Origin of the sequence: Veillonella sp., assembly GCF_018381775.1 — a bacterium.
Lineage (GTDB): Bacteria > Bacillota > Negativicutes > Veillonellales > Veillonellaceae > Veillonella.
In genome coordinates this window covers 24,317-46,428 of sequence record NZ_JAGZRH010000001.1, presented here as the reverse complement: position 1 = coordinate 46,428, position 22,112 = coordinate 24,317, and the positions used below count along the sequence as shown (strand labels likewise).

21 protein-coding genes and 1 tRNA gene are annotated in these 22,112 nt (G+C 40.4%); 1 reads left to right on the top strand and 21 read right to left on the bottom strand.

Annotated features, from left to right (window positions below; genetic code table 11):
• Positions 1–18: 18 nt before the first annotated feature.
• From KH109_RS00250 to queF, 15 genes are all read right to left on the bottom strand, one after another.
• Positions 19–960 carry a DMT family transporter gene (locus tag KH109_RS00250; protein ID WP_295214456.1) on the bottom strand — a complete coding sequence of 314 codons (942 nt, stop codon included), beginning with the start codon at positions 958–960 and terminating at the stop codon, positions 19–21.
• A gap of 90 nt (positions 961–1,050) precedes the next feature.
• Complete coding sequence (locus KH109_RS00245) at positions 1,051–1,944, bottom strand: DMT family transporter (RefSeq protein ID WP_295214454.1); 894 nt, start codon at positions 1,942–1,944, stop codon at positions 1,051–1,053.
• Positions 1,945–1,948: 4 nt separating this feature from the next.
• Positions 1,949–2,425: a YhcH/YjgK/YiaL family protein gene (locus tag KH109_RS00240; protein WP_060925033.1), complete on the bottom strand. Its 477-nt coding sequence runs from the start codon at positions 2,423–2,425 to the stop codon at positions 1,949–1,951.
• A 355-nt stretch (positions 2,426–2,780) separates the two neighbouring features.
• Positions 2,781–4,847: an elongation factor G gene (gene fusA / locus KH109_RS00235; protein ID WP_295214451.1), complete on the bottom strand. Its 2,067-nt coding sequence runs from the start codon at positions 4,845–4,847 to the stop codon at positions 2,781–2,783.
• Between the two features lie 134 nt (positions 4,848–4,981).
• On the bottom strand, positions 4,982–5,647 hold the full coding sequence (locus tag KH109_RS00230) for a hypothetical protein (protein ID WP_295214448.1): 666 nt from the start codon (positions 5,645–5,647) through the stop codon (positions 4,982–4,984).
• 92 nt (positions 5,648–5,739) lie between these two features.
• Positions 5,740–6,876, bottom strand: coding sequence for a [FeFe] hydrogenase H-cluster radical SAM maturase HydE (gene hydE / locus KH109_RS00225; protein ID WP_287513085.1), 1,137 nt, complete (start codon positions 6,874–6,876; stop codon positions 5,740–5,742).
• Complete coding sequence (locus tag KH109_RS00220) at positions 6,863–7,606, bottom strand: YaaA family protein (RefSeq protein ID WP_295214445.1); 744 nt, start codon at positions 7,604–7,606, stop codon at positions 6,863–6,865. The genes hydE and KH109_RS00220 overlap by 14 nt, the downstream gene beginning before the upstream one ends.
• Positions 7,584–8,186: a hypothetical protein gene (locus tag KH109_RS00215; protein ID WP_295214442.1), complete on the bottom strand. Its 603-nt coding sequence runs from the start codon at positions 8,184–8,186 to the stop codon at positions 7,584–7,586. Before KH109_RS00215 ends, KH109_RS00220 begins: the two co-directional genes overlap by 23 nt.
• A 259-nt stretch (positions 8,187–8,445) precedes the next feature.
• Entirely contained in the window at positions 8,446–9,705 is a 1,260-nt protein-coding gene (locus KH109_RS00210) for an Nramp family divalent metal transporter (protein ID WP_119206581.1), read from the bottom strand.
• Between the two features lie 19 nt (positions 9,706–9,724).
• A complete protein-coding gene (locus KH109_RS00205) occupies positions 9,725–10,477 on the bottom strand; it encodes a hypothetical protein (RefSeq protein WP_295214439.1) in 753 nt (250 codons plus the stop codon).
• 203 nt (positions 10,478–10,680) lie between these two features.
• Positions 10,681–10,771, bottom strand: a tRNA-Ser gene (locus tag KH109_RS00200).
• Positions 10,772–10,867: 96 nt separating this feature from the next.
• On the bottom strand, positions 10,868–11,476 hold the full coding sequence (epsC, locus tag KH109_RS00195) for a serine O-acetyltransferase EpsC (protein ID WP_105094553.1): 609 nt from the start codon (positions 11,474–11,476) through the stop codon (positions 10,868–10,870).
• Between the two features lie 100 nt (positions 11,477–11,576).
• Positions 11,577–12,491: a cysteine synthase A gene (cysK, locus tag KH109_RS00190; protein WP_155086845.1), complete on the bottom strand. Its 915-nt coding sequence runs from the start codon at positions 12,489–12,491 to the stop codon at positions 11,577–11,579.
• A gap of 213 nt (positions 12,492–12,704) precedes the next feature.
• Positions 12,705–13,331 (bottom strand): hypothetical protein, encoded by a 627-nt coding sequence (locus KH109_RS00185; RefSeq protein WP_295214433.1) that lies wholly within the window; start codon positions 13,329–13,331, stop codon positions 12,705–12,707.
• A 235-nt stretch (positions 13,332–13,566) separates the two neighbouring features.
• Positions 13,567–14,064, bottom strand: coding sequence for a preQ(1) synthase (gene queF, locus KH109_RS00180; protein WP_005387511.1), 498 nt, complete (start codon positions 14,062–14,064; stop codon positions 13,567–13,569).
• A 300-nt stretch (positions 14,065–14,364) separates the two neighbouring features.
• Between queF and KH109_RS00175 the strand changes: the two genes are divergently transcribed.
• The gene (locus KH109_RS00175; protein WP_295214430.1) at positions 14,365–15,111 is read left to right on the top strand and encodes a copper amine oxidase N-terminal domain-containing protein; all 747 of its coding nucleotides are present in this window, start codon (positions 14,365–14,367) and stop codon (positions 15,109–15,111) included.
• A 137-nt stretch (positions 15,112–15,248) separates the two neighbouring features.
• On the opposite strand, the gene KH109_RS00170 is transcribed toward KH109_RS00175, so the two are convergent.
• The 6 genes from KH109_RS00170 to KH109_RS00145 form a co-directional block, all read right to left on the bottom strand.
• Positions 15,249–15,644 carry a hypothetical protein gene (locus KH109_RS00170; protein ID WP_005387504.1) on the bottom strand — a complete coding sequence of 132 codons (396 nt, stop codon included), beginning with the start codon at positions 15,642–15,644 and terminating at the stop codon, positions 15,249–15,251.
• Positions 15,645–15,763: 119 nt separating this feature from the next.
• A complete protein-coding gene (locus KH109_RS00165) occupies positions 15,764–17,377 on the bottom strand; it encodes a membrane biogenesis protein AsmA (protein WP_295214427.1) in 1,614 nt (537 codons plus the stop codon).
• Positions 17,378–17,664: 287 nt separating this feature from the next.
• Complete coding sequence (locus KH109_RS00160; protein WP_363158339.1) at positions 17,665–18,018, bottom strand: P-II family nitrogen regulator; 354 nt, start codon at positions 18,016–18,018, stop codon at positions 17,665–17,667.
• A 94-nt stretch (positions 18,019–18,112) separates the two neighbouring features.
• A complete protein-coding gene (locus KH109_RS00155) occupies positions 18,113–19,390 on the bottom strand; it encodes an ammonium transporter (RefSeq protein ID WP_295214422.1) in 1,278 nt (425 codons plus the stop codon).
• Positions 19,391–19,637: 247 nt separating this feature from the next.
• Positions 19,638–21,470, bottom strand: a complete 1,833-nt coding sequence (locus tag KH109_RS00150) for a carbon starvation protein A (RefSeq protein WP_295214420.1) — start codon at positions 21,468–21,470, stop codon at positions 19,638–19,640.
• A 246-nt stretch (positions 21,471–21,716) separates the two neighbouring features.
• On the bottom strand, positions 21,717–22,109 hold the full coding sequence (locus KH109_RS00145; RefSeq protein ID WP_295214417.1) for a HisA/HisF-related TIM barrel protein: 393 nt from the start codon (positions 22,107–22,109) through the stop codon (positions 21,717–21,719).
• Positions 22,110–22,112: the final 3 nt, after the last annotated feature.

The following is a 22,112-nucleotide window of genomic DNA, read 5'->3' as shown; positions in this document are numbered from 1 at the left end:
AAAGCATACATACGCAGATCACACAATTTCCTCTTTATTTAATTTTTTTAGTACTTCTCGTTTAATTTGACGGTGTCGATCCCAGGCGATAATGAATACGGTTGCAATGATGCAAATCATGCCAAAAATACCGACCAGCGTAAAATGATTCCCTAGCAATACCCATCCAAAGATCGCTGCTGAGATTGGTTCTAAGGATGAAAGTATAGAGCCTTGTAAAGCACCAATGAGTGTAACCCCTTCCATATAAGCATTAAAGGATACGACTGTACCAAGTATGATGATGGCGAATAATCCTAACCAGGTCATGCCATCCCAGAGGGCTTCCGATTCTACTTGTTGAAACATAGCTAAGGATAAAATACCACAGATAAACATGGCAAAGCCCACAATGGATGTGGTGCCATATTTCTTTAATAGCTCAATAGGTTGCAATGTATATACACAGATACTAGCTGCCGATACAAGCCCCCAGAATAAAGCAAGCACATTAAAGTTCGAAACATCTAGCCCTTCTTGCATGACGATACAGAGTGTTCCCACCAAGGCTAATACAATACAGAAAAACTCTGGTACAGATGGCTTTTTAAAGTATCTCAAAAACAAATAGATAATGATCAGCGTAGGCGCAACATATTGAAGGACCGTAGCAATACCGACTCCTGAAATGGCAATGGCCTTGAAGTATGAGTACTGAGATAAAGCAATACCTAAAATACCAAATACTAATAATTTCCCTATATCCTTAGGTTCTGTAAAGATAGAGAAAATACGCTTACCATCCCTTATATAAGCAAGTCCTATCGTCAATACACCTGCTATGAGCAAACGCGCTTCTAGTAGCCACTCCACATTGATATGCTTTGCATTTTCAAGGAATTGTACAGATGTGCCTGAAAGCCCCCAAAATAGGGCACCTAAAATGGCAAGGCCCATACCTTTCCATTGTTTTTCCTCCATACAACCTCCTATAACAACTACTTTCACATTATGTACAATCATAACAAAGAGGCCTCTAAACCGCAACATCCAGCAAAGAGACCTCAATTATTAATTACGTTTTTCAAGAGCAATTATAATAACAGTAGCGATGATCATGGCCATGCCAATTAGCCCTAATGCACTAAATTGGTTGCCTAACAAAGCCCATCCAAAGAAAGCTGCCGAAATCGGTTCAATAGATGACAGGATTGATCCTGGCACTGCACCTATTCTCTTAACACCTTCTAAATAAGCATTAAAGGATACAATTGTCCCCAAAAAGACAACATTGAAACAGCCAATAATAGTCCATACATCCCACATAGCATACGAATTGGGCTGATGAAATAAAACAGCAGCAACAATACCACTGAGAAGCATACCAAATCCTACAATCGGCAAGGTTCCATATTTATATAGTAAATCTACAGGAGAAACACTATATACAGCGACCCCTACAGCAGATAGAAGTCCCCATACGAGCACGGCCAGTGGGAATTGCTCCATAGAAAAGCCATCATTCCCCATCAAACAAATCGTACCTACCAAGGCTAGTATAACGGAAATAATTTCCCCTTTAGAGGGCCTTTTACCATAACGGGCAAGCATATAAATAATAATCATTGATGGCGCCAAGTACTGAAGCACCGTCGCAATACCAGCCCCAGCCAAAGCAATGGATTTAAAGTATGTATATTGGCATAAAGCCATGCCAAATACGCCAAAAACGATAAGGCCTACTGTATCTTTTAAACTACGAAAGACATGGAAGATAGAATTACCATATTTAAACCATGCATAGATAACAGTCAATAATCCCGCTGTAATTAATCGCATGGTGACTAGCCATTCCAAGTTCATATCTCTAAAGTTACTTAAGAACTGTACTGAAGCACCTGATACGCCCCATAAAACAGCTCCTAATAGGGTTAGTAAAACACCTATAATTTCATATCGCTTCATAGGATTAGTCGCCTAAGAGATCTACATGTACTTTTACAACAACCTTGCGAATTTTAATAGGCTTATCATTAACAGCTAATAGTGGTCTATGGATATCAGATGGGAAGAATACTGTATAGTACCCTTCTGGACAGTGGATGTGTCCTTCATCAACAGCTTCGTTTGGGTAGAAATAGCAATCACGATCTGGATAAGACTCCACAGGCTTTACGAGGCCTTTATCTACGAAAAAGCCCATATTTTCTTCTCCATCTACCATGAATTGAATATCTACATAGTTGCGATGAGACTCAGGTTTTGTAGTTTCAAACAATTTTGTTTCTACATCGTCTACATTGGCGTACATCATGTCCCCTTCAATGGCATGACGACCGCCTGGCAATGCTTTCAAATCTGTATTTTTTAAGAAATCTAAAGCTCGTACGATGGCTTTAGGATAACCCATTTTTGTATAATCTGCAGTAATGCTAGAGAAAAACATATACGATCCTTTCCCGATATATGGAAATAACACCCGATACATAAGCAATTATATTATCTTAATGTTAGCACATATATACATAAAGAACTAGCAATTCTATGATTTCCAATGCATCTACACATACCCATGATTAGGTCTCAATATGCTCCATTATTGATCAAGCTCTATCCTAATCTATTTCAAATATAGTAAAAGCCCTCCATACGCTACATATATGGAGGGCTCGTGTAAAATACTATTCAAATTTATGACTTACGTCAATTGTTATGCTATTAAGTTGTTACGATATGCAATTATCTATTCAGTTGTAGTGATTCTAACTGTATTTGATACAGTACGTGGACATGGTCTTACTTTATTCTTGAGTCTTACGAGCAGCGATAATTTCTTCCGCTTGCTTATGTGGAACCTCTTCATAAGTATAGAACTGACGGTTAAATACGCCTTGTCCTTGAGTGATAGAGCGCAATGCAGTCACATAATCGGCCATTTCAGCCAATGGTACTTGTGCTTTAACAACAGAAATACCTGTTCTTTCACTTTGTTCCATGCCTAATACACGACCTCGACGGCTATTCAAATCACCCATGATGTCGCCCATGAAAGCATCTGGTGCAAACACGTTAACTTCATAGATTGGTTCTAATAGGACTGGTTTCGCCTTAGGAATTACATCCTTGATAGCTTGTGACGTAGCTACTTTAAATGCTAACTCTGAGGAGTCTACGCTATGGTAAGATCCATCCAAGAGTGTCACTTGCACGCCAATCATAGGATATCCCGCAATTAAGCCTTTATCTAGGGTTTCTTTGGCACCCTTTTCCACTGCTGGTATGTATTGTTTAGGTACAGCACCACCAAAGATTTTGTCTACGAATGCAAATTCGCTTCCATCGTATAATGGGTCCACTTGAATCTTAACGTGACCATATTGACCATGACCGCCACTTTGTTTCTTATATTTAGACTCGGTTTCAGCGGAGCCTTTAATGGTTTCGCGGTATGGAATATATGGAGTCACAAGTTTAGCTTGTACGCCATATTTACGATCCATTTTGTTGAGGATATGCTCGAGATGAACCTCGCCCATACAATCGATTTGTAGTTGACGGGCCTCAGCATTTTTCACTACTACGCAAGTAGGATCTTCTTCTGCTACCTTAAGAACAGCACCAGCTAATTTTTCCTCCTCACCTTTTTTCACAGGTTCTAATGCTACTGTGTATAGAGGTTGAGGGAAACGGATAGCGTCGTATGTCACTTTAAAGTCAGGAGCAGTTAATGTATCTCCAGTCTTAGCATTAGCCAATTTCGGTATCACTACGATATCGCCAGCTTTAGCGATAGATACAGGGATTTGTTGCTTCCCGATAAGGGTAACCATCTTGCCCCATTTTTCTTCTACACCTTGGTTTACATCATAAAGGCGGTCGCCTTCTTTTAGTTCACCAGAGAAGATACGTACAAAGCTTTGTTTGCCTGCGAATGGGTCTAACAATGTTTTAAATACAAATGCAGTTAAAGGTTTATCTACATGTACTACACATTGTTCGCCGGTTTCCGCATCAGTTGCGGTCATCACTTTTTTAGTTGCATCCGGCATGTAACGGATCATACGATCCAATACTTGATCTAGGCCAATACGAGATGTGGCACTGCCACACATGATTGGGCACACACGGCCACTAATCATCCCTTCACGCAAGCCTTGGCGAATTTCCTCTAAGGATAATTCTTCGCCTTCTAAATATTTTTCCAACAATTCATCGCTACCTTCAGCCGCGGCTTCTACGGTCATTTCCCGAATTTCTTGAGCCTTTTCGATAAGGTGAGCTGGTACAGCAATCTCTGTTGGTTGGCCGTCCTTGTAAGTAAACGCAGTCATTTTTGCTACGTCTACGACGCCTTCAAAGTTGGCGCCTTCACCGATAGGAATCTGCAATGGCATAATGCCTTTGCCAAATAATTCCCGCATTCTTTCAATAGTACCGAAGAAATCGGCACCATCCACATCCATTTTATTGATAAATGCCATGCGTGGCATTTGTAATTCAACTGCATAATCCCATGCGCGAACTGTGTCAGTTTCTACACCAGATGTGGCGGATAGTACCATCAACATACCATCGCACGCACGCAAAGCGGCACGAACTTCACCATGGAATTCATTATAGCCTGGAGTATCTACGAAGTTAACCTTGTGGTCATGCCATTCACATGGAGCCATGCCCAATTGGATTGTTACGTTACGTTTAATTTCTTCAGGTTCAAAGTCCATAATATGTTTATTGTCTTGGCCTTTACCTACGAAATCAACCGCACCAGAGGTTAACAACAAAGATTCGACAAGAGCTGTTTTACCCGCACCATCGTGGGAAACAACAGCAACATTTCTAATTTTATCACTACTGTACTCTTTCATCGGAATCGCCTCCTTAATGGCAAATTACGGCTTTTGCTATTACATTTCGACACCCAAATAGAAAAGTCCTCTTTTTCCGAAAAAATTTATCAAAAAAAGAGGACTCTTTATTAATATTAATTTATAAATCAGTATTATCTACCCACTAAAGAGGCACAGCCACTAAGAAGTGCCATGAAAAGTGCCCAAATTATAGCGAAGATTATGGACGTTAAGATACTAGCAATGAATACTTTCATCTTCGTAAGCATTACTTGTGTTGCCATAAGTTCTAAGGATACCCAAATGGATATAACAAGTAAGGCTATTGTTCCTACAAAATAGATAACACCAGCAAAAGCTCTACTATCGGATGCTAGACCTAATATGCCCATTAAAACCAAGATTATCGTATAACCAATACTAAATAATAGTACCCCATACCCTTGTAGATACCAACTAACTTTCATAATCGCCTGTACATTGTCGGTACCACCCATCTTAGTGATAACCCAGTTATATACATAGGAACCGATGGCAACCATCACAAAGGACCAGCCGATACAAATAAGCCATGCAAAGATGAACATAAAGCTGGCACCGATACCGAGTAAATAGGTTAAACCAGTAAATTCATTATGAGGGAGAAATGGAATTAACATAGTCCCAAATAAAGCCAATATAATATATGGAATAGCCCATAAGAATACAGTGCCCCAGAAACCTTTTTTCAATGTACCGGACTGTACAACTTGATCAATACCGCCTTTAAAAGGACTCGCAAATAACCGCCAAAAATCAGAATACCATTTTGTCTCCATAATACACCTCATGTAATGGGGCCCCATCTATATATAGGTAAAACTACCCCAAAACTTATAATAGAATCAATGAATTAGCTACACAGAGAAAGCTAAAACTCTCCCGTCCGTTTACCGTAGTGTTTGGAGTCACCATTTTGCTTCCACCCAACGGTATCACCGATGGACATAACGCGGCGCGTTAAGCAGTCTTTACATTTATCTGCATTATCATCTACACAAGGTTTGTTATCATATAACAAATACTTTGCCCGATGTTCCGGAATGGTAATGATAGGCATCAATATATTGGCACCTGCAGCAAGGCCTTTTTCACGGCCCAGTTTATCCAAAGCTTGTAATGCAGTAGTAGCTGCAATATTGACATCTTTCAAGAATAAGCGGGTTAAAGCAATCATCTTAAGGCCTAATTGAATACGGCGCAATTTACCAGCTTCATCATCGATGCCCATCGCTAATGCTTCTTGGCCTAGGGGCGTATCATGATGTACCACATACGGACCCATGCCGATCATGTCGATATCCATATCACGATAGAATAAGATATCGTTCACTAAATCTTCCTCTGTTTGACCAGGCAAACCAATCATAACGCCTGTACCTACTTGGAAGCCTACGCGACGCAAACGACGTAAGCATTCTACGCGCGTTTCAAAGGAGTGCAATTCATCTTGAGGATGAATTTTATGGTACAGTTCTTTATTTGTTGTTTCAATGCGCAATAAATAACGACTAGCACCGGCTTCACGCATGCGACGGTACGCCTCTTCGCTTTGTTCCCCTACGCACATCGTAATGCCCAGGGAACCATCGCCAATGGCTTTAATCTCGCGAATAAGATCTACCACATAATCAACGAAGGCATCATCACAGCGTTCACCAGATTGGAGCGTAATAGAACCATATTCATGGTCATAGGCCCACTGCGCCATTTTGATGATATCTTCACGGTTCATATCAAAGCGTTCCGTCTTGTCATTTTCACGACGGATACCGCAGTAATTACAGTTTTTGATGCATCGGTTCGAGAACTCGATGAGGCCACGATAATACGCTACAGGCTTTACATATTTCGCCTTCACTTCATAAGCCTTTTTATATATTAACTGCAACTGTTCTTCATCAGTTACAGACATGAGAAATCTTAGCTCATCCTCGGTTAGCCATTCATCGCCAACGAGGTCTTTTGCAAGAATGTCTTGCACTTGCAAACAATCACTTCCTTTCATAACGAACCGTCATCGATTCGCTTGGTATGGTAATGGATTCAATATCTGTAACACAGATAAATCCATTCACTTCACGTGGCAAATCCCGCACATGTTTCACCTGTCGAGTTAAACATTCGTGAGCCATCATACCACGACTCATTTTAGAGGACGTACTCATCTGTTTAAATGTATCGCCTCGTAATTCCCAAAATTCAACGGTCACTACCTTTGGATGGTTTACCATTTTGGCATATTCTTTAGACGCTAGATTGAGAATCCAATCTTCCTTGTGAAAGTAGGCATCTACCGTTTCACGCCACGTGTCATATAAGTTAATGCCTACCTTATCCACCATATCTAGTCGATAATCGCGCACGCCCATCGTAGGCTCTACGACGCCGTACAAGGCAGACATCACAACGAGGTGGCTTTCACCAAAGGCCTTGGCCTCTTCAGACAAGTTCTGCCAGTCTAAATATTTGAAAGCAATACCATCGTAGCTTTCACAAGCAATACCTACTGGCTGGGACTCAAAAGCTTGATAGAAATCAAAGAGCGCCTGCGCCTTATCATCCTTAAGTTTCAAAGCCTTACCAAGGGCCGCCACGTCTAGGGACTGCACATGTTTTACAATGTCTTGCGTAATGTGCGGTTGAAATTGACCGTCCTGAACTGCACTATGTACTGCCCCATCATTGCCAACAGTAGTAATCGTTTTTGTCTTACTAGGAGAGAGGACGATTTTCATGGGATAATTCCGCCTTGATAGTTTCCTCTGTCAAGTTGTCGATCAACTCAGGATTCCACAACATGAGAGGCACTGCCACAACGTGGCTCGCTTTCAATTCTTTACATAGTTTAATGCATTCTTTAAGGTAATCAGAATCTTCGTCCACAAGGTCACATACGATAACTACGTGACGACCTTTAAGATTGACACCTTCGTAATCGATGCTTTCAGCAGATACAGTAAGCATACCTGTTTCCAAGCGACCTTCGCTCATGTCGTTCAAGCGAGACATTAGAACGTGTTCGAGCATAGTAGATACAGGTGTTACCACGCGACCAATGCCAATAAGCGCCTCAGGTTGGGCGTGAACAATAACTGTTTTCTTGCGTTTATCAGTTCTAAAATCAACGAGAGCTTTTTCTAAAGCGCCAAAGAACACGAATAATTGCCAAGGATCAAAAGAACCTGTTTGGAACATGTCGATAACAGAGCCATCCTCATCCATATTTAGGCGCGTTAATAATTCCTCTGCAATGTCGTCTACTACAACACTAAAATCAGATTGCATTGCATCTTGTACTTTTACTTCCTCTGCCATTAGGTCCTCCTAATTTCTATCTATTACACTGGTGAGGGAATGTTCCCTACAGGATTTATACTATCTTTAATTGTAACATATTTTATAGCCCACATGGTTATTCATGGATACACTTTTTACATAACAACTATACCAGTTATATGACAAAGTAATTCTAATAAAACAATGTTACATGATTAATGTAACTTTATGATTAATGTAACTTTATAAATTTGAACATCTATTATACAAAAAAGACCGCTAACGCGGTCTTTTCCTATTACCCTACAATGAGTAGGTAAATATTCATAACGGTAACAACAATACCAATGCCCCATAATAGTACATTCGTATATGTATGGTTCGCATATTGCCCCATCACCTTGCGGCTACTAGTCATATAGAGCTGCAAGAAAATAGTAATAGGCAATTGCAAGCTCAAGAACATTTGAGAGATCAACAAAGCTTGGAATGAATCAGTAACGAATACAATCAAAAGCAATGCGGGAATATAGGTTAATGCCAAGCCTAATCGCGTATGGAAGTCTTTCATATCGTAAGACTCACCAAACATGCCGGCAAAGATACTAGCCCCTGCCATGCCTGCCGTAGCAGATGATGCAAAGCCCGCAAAGAGCAATGCGATAGCAAAGATAGTGCCCGCTGCAGGTCCAATGAGAGGTCGCAACAGCTCCTCGGCCTGTTCAAGTTCTGTTACTTCAATGCCATGAGCAAAGAACACTGCCGCCGCCAATAAGATCATGGCAGAGTTAATCATCCAGCCAATACCCATAGATAATAGGGTATCTAGAAATTCATAACGCAATTGGCGCTTCATTACAGAAGGATCTTGTGTGTTGAACTGGCGACTTTGAATGATTTCTGAGTGCAAGAACAAATTGTGAGGCATAATAACAGCCCCTAAGATACTCAAAATAACGAGCATCGATTCATTAGGAACCTTAGGATCTACCCAACCTATACCAGCTGCCGCCCAATCTACATTGACCATATTGACCTCTACGAGGTACGCCAAGGCAATGAGGGATACGAATCCTGCAATGATACGCTCTAGCTTCCGATAAGAGTTTGTTATGAGCATAATGGTACAGATAACTGCCGTCAAAACACTGCCTATCAAAAGAGGAATGCCAAATAGCATTTTCAATGCGATGGCTGCGCCGATAAACTCGGCCAGTGCCGTTGCTGCCGCTGCAATGCCCGCCGTACTCAATACGAACCTGGACACGTAACGCGGCAAGAATTCATAAGCACATTCGGATAAACATTGTCCTCGTACAATGCCTAAGTGGGCCACGTTATGTTGCAATAAAATAAGCATAATCGTAGATAGCGTAACTACCCACAACAGTTCATAACCATAACTAGCACCAGCAGCTAGATTGGCCGCCCAGTTGCCAGGGTCGATGAACCCAACTGTGACGATGATGCCAGGCCCTATATATTTAAAGACCTCGCTCACCTGTTGCTTACCGTTTTGATGGACGGTAAACAGCTGTTTCTTTAAAAAATCAATCATTATAACTCCTTATTAAGGGTTATAGAGTAAAGGTCATCTCCGTTTGCATGCGAGCATCGGTTTTAGATTTTGTATCCTTGCCACCGGTATAACGGATGCGCACATTATTATTTACTTTAACACGAGAATCATCAATTTTAAATTTCTTCATTTTTTCTTTGATTTGTTCATCTGTTAAAGCGCGCTCTTCTGGTTTTGCCACTTCATCATTAGCTGTATCTAAAGCCTCTTGTTGAGATTTAGATACTTGGTATGTCTTACCAGACTTCTTAGCTTTTTCAGCACGTTTTTCGTCTAATTTTTGACGGCGCTCTCGGGTAACTTTCTTGTCGCGACCGATACGATAGTCCATTACATCACGCATATTTTCTTGATAAATGCGCAATGCATATTGACGATCGTTTTCGTTCATTTGCTCTCGTTTCGTTACTACCTCATCGATAAGAGGCATAAGCTCATCCTTTGTATAGCTTGTATTACCATCAAAAACAAAACCATGTGTATCTGTAATAGCACCGTGTTTAATTAGCGTTTGTAATGCCGTATATGTCCAATCATTTGGCGTAATTACACCAGCACTCACATGATGTTCTGCGTTACTAGAACTTCTTACAGTTTCTACATCAGCACTAACACCATCCACCATAGGACGTGCACTTGGAATAGCAATGCTTTCAGCATGAACAAAGCTAACAGAAGCAACAAGACATAATGTGCCGATACCGATAGCGCGACGAAGTAAATTCATGTGACGTGTATATTTTATATTCATAAAAGTCTCCTTAAAATTACATTTTATACAATCTATTATATGAAACCCCTTGTCATACGTCAACTCTATAACCTTACACGCCTGTATACATCAATATTTACAAGACCTTAAACTCATTTGAGTTCTTACACATTAAGGTCCATACCTAGTAAATATTACAATAAACAAAAAGACCTCACATCGCGTGATGTGAGGTCTCAGCATGGCGGAGGATTAGGGATTCGAACCCTAGCGACGGTAACCCGCCCTAACGATTTAGCAAACCGTCCTCTTCAGCCTCTTGAGTAATCCTCCATGCTTTACTGGGTAATCATATCATACCCAATAAGGCATTGTCAATTGTATTATTTCAACATAGATTCGATGAATCAGATTTGTTTTACTACTATATTAAATATAGTATTCTATGTAGCCATCAGGGATTTTCTTTTCCTCAGCCTTACCGTTATTAGTACGACGAGGTTTACGGACATACATATTTTCTGGATCTGTTTCAAAGATAACCATGTCTTTAGGGATATCATGTTTAATAACAAGATTACAACCGATTTTTGTGCGCGCACCAATGGTAATATCCCCTAAGATTTTTGTGCCTGTACCGATGAGCACTTCGTCTTCGATGGTTGGATGGCGTTTTACCTGTTTAGAGGACATCCCCCCTAGTGTAACTTGGTGGAATAGTGTTACATTATCCCCTACGATGGCGGTTTCACCGATTACAACGCCCATACCATGGTCAATAAATAAACCGCGGCCAATCGTTGCCCCTGGGTGAATTTCAATGCCCGTTACGTGACGAGAATGTAATGCCACACGACGCGCCAAGGTTGGCCACCCCGCCTTATAGAGGCGGTGCGCAAAGAAATGCCAGAATAAGGCCGTAATATGTGGATACGTCCAAATAACCATCCACACACTTGTTGCGGCTGGGTCAGAATCCATTACGCGCTTAATATTATATTGAATTTTGCCCCATAATTCACGCAAACCTTGCATCATAGTGACTCCATCTCAAATAACTCTACTCATATAACATATAGTATACAACATATGTGGTCTGTATTCCTATACATATGATGTTTTATCTATGCGAAATCCGTTATTTTACATATTCGTTATTAGCAAAATCCAAGAGGGATAAATATTTTTCTACCCCATCTGGTGCAATAACCACTATATTCGCCTTTGGTTCTTCTCGTGCAATGCGCTTAGCTGCTACGATAGCGGCCCCCGCTGAAAGTCCAATAGAAACACCGCTTTCACGCATAAAGGTTTGTACTTCGCCAAAAGCTTCTTCATCACTTACAGTTTGTACGCCGTCCATCAAGCTTTGGTCGAAGTTCTCTGGAATGAAGCCCGCACCAATACCTTGAATTTTGTGAGGACCACCCTTGCCTTCTGTAATAGCCGGAGATCCTGTTGGTTCCACTGCGATAGATTTTAGATTCGGATTATGCTCTTTCAATCGTCTAGTAACACCTGTGAAAGTACCACCTGTACCGATACCTGCCACAAATACGTCTACATTTGGCACTTGTTCTACGATTTCAGCGCCCGTAGTACGGTAATGTATATCTGGATTCGCAGGATTTACAAATTGGCCTAAAGTAAACGCATTAGGATATTTTTCTAAGATTTCATTTGCTCGTTCAAGAGCACCCTTCATGCCTGTTTCTTTCGGTGTTAAGATGAGCTGTGCACCGTACGCCTTAATAAGTTCACGACGTTCTTTACTCATGCTTTCAGGCATAATAATTACAGTTTTAATATGTAAGATAGCGCCCACCATGGCAAGAGCAATACCTGTATTGCCACTTGTAGCCTCTACGATGATGCTATCCTCGTGAAGGCGTCCTTTTTCCTTAGCATCTTGCAACATACCAAGTACTGCGCGATCTTTCACAGAACCGCCTACATTATATTTTTCAAGTTTTACATAAATATTGGTATTTGGTAATTGATATACCGGAGTTTTACCAATCAGTTCAGTTGTTTGATTTGTGACTATACTCATCTGATTCTCCTTTTGGTGATAGATGATAAAAATCGTCCTCAGGAACATCCCAAGGACGATATGAATTTCACCTTGTTACTCACTATACACTGGGTATAAACGTTTATGCATTCTGATTAATACAACCATACTCTAACACCTGAATCAATCCATTGTCAAGAGAATGAGAACCGCTTTTAAAACCCAAAAAATACAGGATATAAATAGGTTCATCTATTTACTTGTGAGCACGTCCACCACCACATCCCAAGTGATAGGCATGAATATGATGGCTAAAGATAATCCAATAAAGAGAACGGCCCCCATCAATACACTTAGACGAGGAACTAAGGATATGACAACGCTCTTGGCCAATCTATATGCTTTACTTAAGTCATGATGTAGCGCCACATGGCCCCATAAGAAGCCCGCCAGTACATAGGAAATAATATAAGGATCAAGGATCACATGTGTGGCTAGTTCATTATTAGTGTGCATAATGCGGTTGATAACGGGTGAAACCAGTACATTGACTAGCATAGCTAACACCTTGAACCACACAACGCAGACAATATATGTCCACATACTCCTCTTGTTCATCCACAGCATGTATAGGAGTCCTATTATACTTGCCCCCAGCGACCCCTTCTCGCTTTCCATGTATCGCTCCATCCAAGATGGCTGCTCCTTGCCCTCCTCTACTTGGCTATAGTAAAAGGCTAGATTTCTTTCACCATGGGCTACATCGACGAGCCCCAAAACTTGGAATAACACGAGCAAAAACAAGACAGCTACAACGATTTGGAAACTTTCACTAAAGAAAATATCCATAAAATCAACACCGAGATGGCCTATGTTCATAAGGTTGCCGTATATATCATAAAAGGCTAGATATACAGCGTTTGTTAGGAACATATCCATAACAAATAGGAGCAACACAAAGATAATATAGCCGTTCCATCGAGTCCATTTTCTTTGTGATTCTATATAGGTATTCGTCCCTACCATAATCGACGCAGGGTGTATAGACAAGGTCACACCAATCATAAAAAACATTATGAACGATGTGACCATTGTTAAATATTCGTATGCCATATTAACGGTATGCTACGCGCTCAGGCTGCATGTCGTGGAAATGAAGACGCTCTTTTGCAGTCTTTTCCCACTCTGTACCAGGCTTGCCATAGTTTGCGTATGGGTCGATGGACAAACCACCGCGCGGCGTAAACTTGCCCCATACCTCGATGTACTTAGGATCCATCAACTTGATAAGGTCTTTCATGATGATGTTGATGCAATCTTCATGGAAGTCCCCATGGTTACGGAAACTAAATAAGTATAATTTCAAAGACTTGGACTCAACCATTTTCTTATCCGGTACATAAGAGATATAGATTGTGGCAAAGTCAGGTTGACCTGTCATAGGACATAAGCTAGTGAACTCAGGACAATTAAACTTAACGAAGTAATCATTATCAGGGTGCTTGTTATCAAACGCCTCTAACACCTGTGGTGCATAATCAGTTGGGTAATCGGTCTTGTGACCTAACATCGTTACCCCTTGTAACTCTTTTTCAGATCTGCCGGATGCCATAAGGAACCTCTTTCTATACATTCTAGAACTCTATAATTAGATATATTGAATAATTCATGTAACACTTAATTATAGCATATAAAAGAATACACCAGTTATAGAGATAAACGATTTCAGACTATAGTTAAATGACCGTTTCATCCTATGTCTCTAAATAAACTATCCTATCCCCATAATCTAGTTCAATTATATTGCGCTCACATATAGATTGTATAAAATTAAAATTTATAATAAAATATTCATATACATTTGGTAATGTTAATACATTCAGAGAAATATAACACCTTATGGAGGTCCCTTATGAAATTAAAACAGCTTATTTTATCTAGCATCGCTGTAGGTGCATTAGCTTTCACATTTGGCGCAGTACAACCTGCACAGGCGGCTATTGGCATGGAGAATCCAGGTCCAGCTATGAATCTTGAAAAGCCTGTATCTGTTACGACTGCCCATCATATCAATGTAGATGGCAAGGTTGTTGAGCCTATTAACGGTCAACAAAATGTAATCTATGTAGATGGTCAACCACTCGTAGCATTGCGCCAAGTATCTGAAGCATTGGGCTATAAGGTAGCATGGGATGAGCCTACTAAAACAGCATTAGTAGACATGAATATCGCTACATTAGCTATCCAACCTGATTCTGCAGAGGTAGTGCGCCATGGCAAATTGAAGATTATCAACCTTGATACTTCTGAATCCTTCTTGCCTGCAGCTCGCAAGGTAGATGGTACTATCTTTGTAAAACCTCAAGTATTCAAATTATTATTGAACGATGTAAAAATTACAAAGGACGAAATCTTCATCGCCCCTCAACGCGCACAATTAGCATCTACTACAAATACAGAGGTAACTCACAAGAATGAACTCAACACATTCTTGCCACCATCTCAAAATGATGTAAAGAAAAAAGAAGATCCAAAGGCTACAGAAAAACCTCTTATTAAAATTAAGAAATCCTTAGCTAAAGATACTGTAACTACAGACGATCAAGCTCAATCTACAGACAAATCTGAATACCAACGTGCTAACGGATTAGATCGATAACCGAAATTAAGAGATTGTTGAGCAAGCTCTCAACGCATTAAAAAATTTATGCAAATAAAAAGGTCCCATACGGGACCTTTTTATTATATAGCATATATAGTTATCCGAAATTAGTTTTACTAAATTTGATGGCTATATTATCTGCCAAAACCATAACGGTTAAGAGCTGTATTACCATTACCATATATAGCCATAATCTTCGCCATGAAATAGTCAGCTACTGCTAGAGAGTATGCTGCAATATCATTGTAATCAGAGTATTTTGGTGCAACATTAGTCACAGTAATGTTTTCAATAGTAGTACTAGCTTTAGGAGTAGTCAATTTATTTGTAGTAGGTGCAGGATCTGTAACAGTTACTGTAGAACCCATGGCTGGATTAACATAACCTGTTGGAGTAGATACTGGTGGACGTTGGGAATCAGTATATTTGTAGCCATAAGAAGCGTCTGCTTGTTGTGGTGCTACTGTAACAGCGCCAAAAGCAAGTACAGCTGCGGCCAAAACAATAGAGAATTGTTTTGATGCTTTCATAAAAAACCTCCAAATAACACAAAAGTATTATATCAAAAATTATGATAACGGAGATTTATTATAAACCATCTACATAAACGCACAATGAAAGAGAGTTAATATCATTTATATTTCATTTATCACTTTATTTTGATACCTTTAAAAGCATCTTTCACCTCATCCATTTGGCGTTTTACATCACCAACAGATTCTTTTACATCATCGGGAACCTTGATGCTATCTATACCTTTAGCTGACTCAGAGGCACGCTTACTATTTTCACCAGCTTGCTTCATCCCCTCTTTAATCCGATCCATATTCTCATCGATCTCATCGAAGGATTCGTCGTAGAGGATAAAATTACTGCCCCCATGGGATGTAATGTTGAGAGGCCCCATGGTGAGCTGCCCATTATCGATACGCAATGCATTTGTAGAAATCGTAGTGACCTTTGTATTTACCTTTACATCACTAAAGGACAAATGCCGCCCTTTATTGTGAAAGTTCCCAGTAATATTTTTAATAGGAATGAGCATATAGTGGCCTTCTCCAGACCAGAAATTTCCCCACACCTCCATGTCGCGAGGCTGGCCCTCGCTTTTAAAGTTCAAATTAGCCGACACAGGTACAACAAATTCAGGTGTTTTAAGAGCCTCACTACTATCAAGATCCTTTGCTATCCCTGTAATCGTATAAGCCCGAGTATCTAAGTTATATATGCCCTTTGCCTCTAGCTTTCCACCGTATACATTGGCATTTACATTTTCAAAGTTCAAAATGCCGTCTTGGTACGTTACATCGCCTACTACATTTTCAAAGGTAAGCGCAGGAATTCGTAAAATAGGCATCGTTACACGACCTTTAGCCAATGGACGATTAAAATCACCTGTTACCTTTGTGAGCAAGGTCATGGCATCGTGGATATTATCGCCAAAACCGAGTGATGATGGGTCCACACCCTTTACATCAAACTGCAAGTCTAACTGAGGCATGCGATGCTTTAATACATCCTTTAGATCAATACGACCTTTTAGTGTAAGACCATCACCGATGGCTGTGCCACCGAACTTACCCGTTTCCATATCAATACGAATAGCACGGCTACTATCAAGATGTATCTTAGAATTCACGTTTTTCATTACATAGTGACGATTTTTCTGAAAGATTTCCAGCTGATTATTTCTCAATGTAATCGTAAGATTTAAATGTTGACCGTCCCAATTAAAGTTACGAACCTTCTTGCCCAGTTCCTCCTGTCGCTCTTGAGTCGTCTTTTTCGGAGGTTTAGGTCGCGGCTCTACCTCATTGAGTGGCTTGTTTACATCAGGTGAAGCAGGCACAAAGTCAAGACGGTTGTTATCGTCTAAATCGACTACAATGGTCGCATCATTTAGCTCGATTCCGTTTATAGCAGAGGCCTTGAAGTTCCGTGTTATTATGTCCCACATATTAACGCGAATCTTTCCATCTGGAACTGTGAGCAACTCTCGGCCTTCTGGATCCTTCCATACCAAGTCAGTAAAGGATAATGTCCCCCACGGTGTTGCAGTTAAACTCTCTACCGTTACAGTCCCTCTCATCATCGTTTGATGCGCCATTACCTCGTTAAAAATAACGCCCATCCCACGGCTTGCTATCGTAGCGAGCACAAAGACTATAATCGCTCCAATGGCAAGAAAAGCAGCAAGGCCTTTTAAGCCTTTCTTATACAATTGTTTATATTTTGTCCAATAGGAACGCACGTAATGTTTCATAGCCTTATTATATCATGTTGAGGATGTGAGTTTTATTTTGATTGGTCTTGTAATATTACTACATTTAGATTGAAAAGGAAAGCCTATACCTTCTTCGCTTCAAAGCGAGCTAAGTCGCTTATCCGGTATAGGCTCTCCTTTTCATAACATTAGTTATAAAGATGTCCAATCAAAATAAAACTATTCTCTAAATGCTAATAATAAGGCTATGAAGCATTATCTAGAAAAGGGAAATAGAAAGGAGACGAGATTAAATCTCGTCTCCTTTCTATTTAAGTATTTACTTGTTATGCTTCATCGTCGGTTACAGCTTTGGTGCCTCTTGTACCTGTACGTATACGCATAGCGTCTTCTACATCGTATACAAAAATTTTACCATCCCCTACTTCACCTGTTTGCAATATGTTTCGCGCTGTGTCCATTACAAGATCCACAGGCACATCACACACAACGGTTTCTACTTTTACCATAGGTATGAGGTTCACATCATATTGTTGACCCCGATATACTTCAGTATGCCCCTTTTGTAAACCACAACCAAAGACTTGTGAAACCGTCATGCCTTGAACGCCAATCCTATTTAAAGCCTCTTTTAAATCCTCTAGTTGCTCAGCACGAGCGATTATATCAACCTTTTTCATTCGTTTCATATATTTATCTCCTAGGCAGTACCAAATACAAGTACTCATTATACAACTTAACTTTCAGTTATATGTACTATTTATCAGTCACAACTCATAACAAGGATGTTTGATTGGACGAAATAAACCGACCTGAGCTTTTAAATTCAGATTGATTATAAGCACCTTCACCATGTTCACTAATATCGATACCCAAAGACTCAGAGCCAATGCTAACGCGCATATCCATAAAGGCGCTGACGATTTTAAACAGTATAAACGTACCTACAACGGCAAATACATAGGCAATTACTAGTGAAAGCAGTTGAGGCCATAATAGAGAACCACCATAGAACAACCCATTTGCCCCATCAGGATTAATTGTGGTTGTAGCCCATAAACCGGTGGCAATAGCACCCCATGTACCGCCTACACCATGAATACCAAAGGCATCAAGAGAATCATCGTAACCAATACGGTTTTTAATAATGGCTACCGCTAGATAACATACAACGGCACCTACAAAACCAATTATAATGGCCGCCATAGGCGTTACAAAGCCTGCCGCTGGTGTAATGGCTACTAGCCCAGATACACCACCAGAGGCAGCCCCTAACACAGTAGGTTTACCGCGATGCAGCATTTCTACTAACACCCATCCTACAATACCAACAGCTGCAGAGATTTGTGTAGTTAACACTGCATTAGCTGCAAGGAAGCCTACGCCAAGGGCAGATCCTGCATTAAAGCCAAACCATCCAAACCATAGAATAGCAGCTCCAAGAATTGTCATCGGCAAATGGTGCGGCAGCATAGGCATGCGTCCATAGCCTCGGCGACGGCCTAACAGCATACATAATGTCAATCCAGATACGCCAGACAAAACGTGTATCGCAAGTCCACCGGCGAAGTCTAATGCACCTAAATCACTAAGGAATCCACCGCCCCAAATCCAATGGGCCATCGGATTATATATAAAGATAGACCATAGCAAAGCAAATACTACAAAGGGTGCAAAGCGCATCCGTCCTGTAATAGAGCCACTCATGATGGCTGGTGCAATAACAGCAAACATGCATTGGAACGCTACAAAAGCAAGCTCAGGAATATGGGTATCACTTAAGATGGTTGTTTCCGCACCACCAAGACCAAATTTACTAAAATCGCCGATGATACCATGTATATCATCACCAAAAATCAAAGTATACCCTAACAAAATAAACTCAACAGAAATAACTCCAATTAAAAAGAAGCTCTGCATGATCGTACCTAGCACATTTTTACTACGCGCCATTCCACCATAAAATAGCGCTAACCCAGGTGTCATAAAGAATACTAATGCAGTACACAACAATACCCATGCTGTGTTACCCGTATCAATCATATTGACCATAAGAAACTCCTTTCCATGCAAAAAACGCCTTGCTTACAGAAAGTCTGCATGCAAGGCGCCGTTACCTAACTATTTTATTGTAGTAATATACATCACTACATACATCGTATATTAGATTATGATGTATGTCAACAAATTCTATAGAATTTTATTTTCAATCCCATAAATTTCTATGAAACATACTAATTATCTAAAAAAAAGAGCACTCATAACGAGTGCTCTTTTAAATATTTAATAAAACAAGCTATTATGCTTTTGCTTCTTTACCGTATTTTACAAGGCTTTCAGCTTCGATTTCAGCTTGTGTACGATAATCTTGAGGAATATTGGACAAGCGAATCCAGCTGCGTACAGCTTCTACCAATACGATAAGGATCATGAGGAACATAGCAGCACTGAATGCTACTAGGATCCATTTACCAGCTGGGATATAGCTGTTAAATACGTTTTCAAAGTCCGCAGCGATAGCAACGATAGCCATAAGGATACAAGGAATACCTGTTACCCATGCATAACGTTTGCGGCCAAGTCGCATGATAACTGTAGTACCTACAGCCAATGTCATAGTACCTAATAATTGGTTAGATACACCGAATAGAGGCCAAATAATACCGATGTTACCTTGTAGAACTAGGTAGCCCCACAATACACAAATTAAAGCTGCACAACCATAAACGCCAGGAGCCCAATGTTGGTCGTTGAATTTAGGATGGAAATGACCTAATAATTCTTGAAGTAAGTAACGACCTACACGAGTACCAGCATCGATCAAAGTCATGATGAACAATGCTTCGAACATGATACAGAAGTGATACCAGTAACCTAGCAAGTGATCCATGTTAGGCAATCTGGAGAAGATATGAGCCATACCTACTGCAAGGGATACGGCGCCACCAGGACGGTGCATCAAGTCTTCACCAACCATTGCGGACAAAGCTGGCAATTCATGAACTTGAAGGCCTAATGCTTTGAAGGATTCAACAGTGGAGTTGATTGCAAAGTAATCATCTGGATGCAATGCAGTTGCGGCAATCAACGCCATCATAGCGATGAAGCCTTCTGTTAACATTGCACCATAACCGATAGGCAAGATTTCTTTTTCATTAGTAAGCATTTTAGGTGTTGTACCTGTTGCGATAACAGTATGGAAACCAGATAACGCACCACATGCGATAGTAATGAAGATATAAGGGAATACAGAACCTTTCAATACAGGACCGCCACCCCAGATGTAAGGAGTTACAGCCGGCATTTGAATTTCAGGCATTACGATGATAATACCAAGAGCCAATGCGCCAATTGTACCGATTTTAAGGTATGTGGACAAGTAGTCACGAGGAGCAAGCAATAACCAAACTGGCAATGCTGCTGCAAAGAAACCATAGACTGCAAGCATGATTTCGATGGTTTGCAAGTCATATGTAAACCAAGAAGCATATTCGCTAGCTGCTACGTTTGGACCGTAGATAATAGCTGCGAAAATCAACGCTACACCGATAATAGTTGCTTCTTGAATTTTACCAGGACGCAACCATTTCAAATAAATACCAATGAAAATAGCGATTGGAATCGTAGCAAATACGGAGAAGAAACCCCATGGGGAGTTATGCAATGCGTTAGCTACTACTACGGCCATACCAGCAAGGGTGATGATCAATAGGAACAATGTAGCAAGCATAGCACCGAAACCAGCAAATTTACTGATTTCTTCCCGTGCAATATCCGCAATAGATTTACCATCATAGCGAACGGATGCGAACAAGATAACCATGTCATGTACAGCGCCGGCTAATACAGAACCGATAAGGATCCATAATGCACCAGGTAAATACCCGAACTGGGCTGCGATAACAGGACCTACAAGAGGGCCTGCACCAGCAATCGCTGCAAAGTGATGACCAAATGTTACCCATTTGTTAGTTGGCACGTAATCGTGACCGTCGTTGTGAACCATAGCTGGCGTTGGACGATATTCATCCAATGTTAATACTTTCGCCGCTATGAAAGCCCCATAAAAGCGGTACGCTAAAATTAGAATACACGCGGAGGCTATAACTAAGTAAATACCATTCATAACCATATAAACACCTCCAATTGTCTTGTGTGACATGGTGTTATATAAAAATATCTGATAAATCTTTTGCACATCCATGCCACATTGGCTCTCAAAACTTTTAGTACTTACAATAATATTGTATATCTAAACATAGAAGTGTCAATTATCAATTTCTCATTTTGGATGTACATTATGAGTTAAAGACATAACCAAAAAGCATTCTCCGTTACTTAGAGAATGCTTTTATTGTTTTATTTTGATAGTAATTATCTATTGTCTTACTACGACTCCTGATTTATGAAGGGCCTTTTTAATATCTTTTATAGTTAAAACTTTGTTATGTAACAACGCCCCTACAAGAGCTCTAGTTACATTTGTCTTTGTAAATAAATCCACAAAATACTGTATATTTCCAGCACTACCAAAGGCTGTTACAGGTACATCTACAACCTCTGCTAAAGCTCGATATAATTCAATATCAAATCCAAGCCCCGTGCCATATCTATCGATACTCGTTACCAATAACTCACCTGCACCATGGCCTACCGCTTCTTCTGCACATTTTACAGGATCGCCGGCATCTACCATATCACGGAATTCAACGCCATTCTGAACACGACCATTTGCCACACTGAGGCAAGGGATAATACGTTTCGCTAACATAGA

Coding starts and splice junctions, on each gene's coding strand:
- KH109_RS00250 (WP_295214456.1), bottom strand. CDS start 960: ATGGAGGAAAAACAATGGAAAGGTATGGGCCTTGCCATTTTAGGTGCC.
- KH109_RS00245 (WP_295214454.1), bottom strand. CDS start 1,944: ATGAAGCGATATGAAATTATAGGTGTTTTACTAACCCTATTAGGAGCT.
- KH109_RS00240 (WP_060925033.1), bottom strand. CDS start 2,425: ATGTTTTTCTCTAGCATTACTGCAGATTATACAAAAATGGGTTATCCT.
- fusA (WP_295214451.1), bottom strand. CDS start 4,847: ATGAAAGAGTACAGTAGTGATAAAATTAGAAATGTTGCTGTTGTTTCC.
- KH109_RS00230 (WP_295214448.1), bottom strand. CDS start 5,647: ATGGAGACAAAATGGTATTCTGATTTTTGGCGGTTATTTGCGAGTCCT.
- hydE (WP_287513085.1), bottom strand. CDS start 6,876: ATGAAAGGAAGTGATTGTTTGCAAGTGCAAGACATTCTTGCAAAAGAC.
- KH109_RS00220 (WP_295214445.1), bottom strand. CDS start 7,606: ATGAAAATCGTCCTCTCTCCTAGTAAGACAAAAACGATTACTACTGTT.
- KH109_RS00215 (WP_295214442.1), bottom strand. CDS start 8,186: ATGGCAGAGGAAGTAAAAGTACAAGATGCAATGCAATCTGATTTTAGT.
- KH109_RS00210 (WP_119206581.1), bottom strand. CDS start 9,705: ATGATTGATTTTTTAAAGAAACAGCTGTTTACCGTCCATCAAAACGGT.
- KH109_RS00205 (WP_295214439.1), bottom strand. CDS start 10,477: ATGAATATAAAATATACACGTCACATGAATTTACTTCGTCGCGCTATC.
- epsC (WP_105094553.1), bottom strand. CDS start 11,476: ATGATGCAAGGTTTGCGTGAATTATGGGGCAAAATTCAATATAATATT.
- cysK (WP_155086845.1), bottom strand. CDS start 12,491: ATGAGTATAGTCACAAATCAAACAACTGAACTGATTGGTAAAACTCCG.
- KH109_RS00185 (WP_295214433.1), bottom strand. CDS start 13,331: ATGAACATAGGCCATCTCGGTGTTGATTTTATGGATATTTTCTTTAGT.
- queF (WP_005387511.1), bottom strand. CDS start 14,064: ATGGCATCCGGCAGATCTGAAAAAGAGTTACAAGGGGTAACGATGTTA.
- KH109_RS00175 (WP_295214430.1), top strand. CDS start 14,365: ATGAAATTAAAACAGCTTATTTTATCTAGCATCGCTGTAGGTGCATTA.
- KH109_RS00170 (WP_005387504.1), bottom strand. CDS start 15,644: ATGAAAGCATCAAAACAATTCTCTATTGTTTTGGCCGCAGCTGTACTT.
- KH109_RS00165 (WP_295214427.1), bottom strand. CDS start 17,377: ATGAAACATTACGTGCGTTCCTATTGGACAAAATATAAACAATTGTAT.
- KH109_RS00160 (WP_363158339.1), bottom strand. CDS start 18,018: ATGAAAAAGGTTGATATAATCGCTCGTGCTGAGCAACTAGAGGATTTA.
- KH109_RS00155 (WP_295214422.1), bottom strand. CDS start 19,390: ATGGTCAATATGATTGATACGGGTAACACAGCATGGGTATTGTTGTGT.
- KH109_RS00150 (WP_295214420.1), bottom strand. CDS start 21,470: ATGGTTATGAATGGTATTTACTTAGTTATAGCCTCCGCGTGTATTCTA.
- KH109_RS00145 (WP_295214417.1), bottom strand. CDS start 22,109: ATGTTAGCGAAACGTATTATCCCTTGCCTCAGTGTGGCAAATGGTCGT.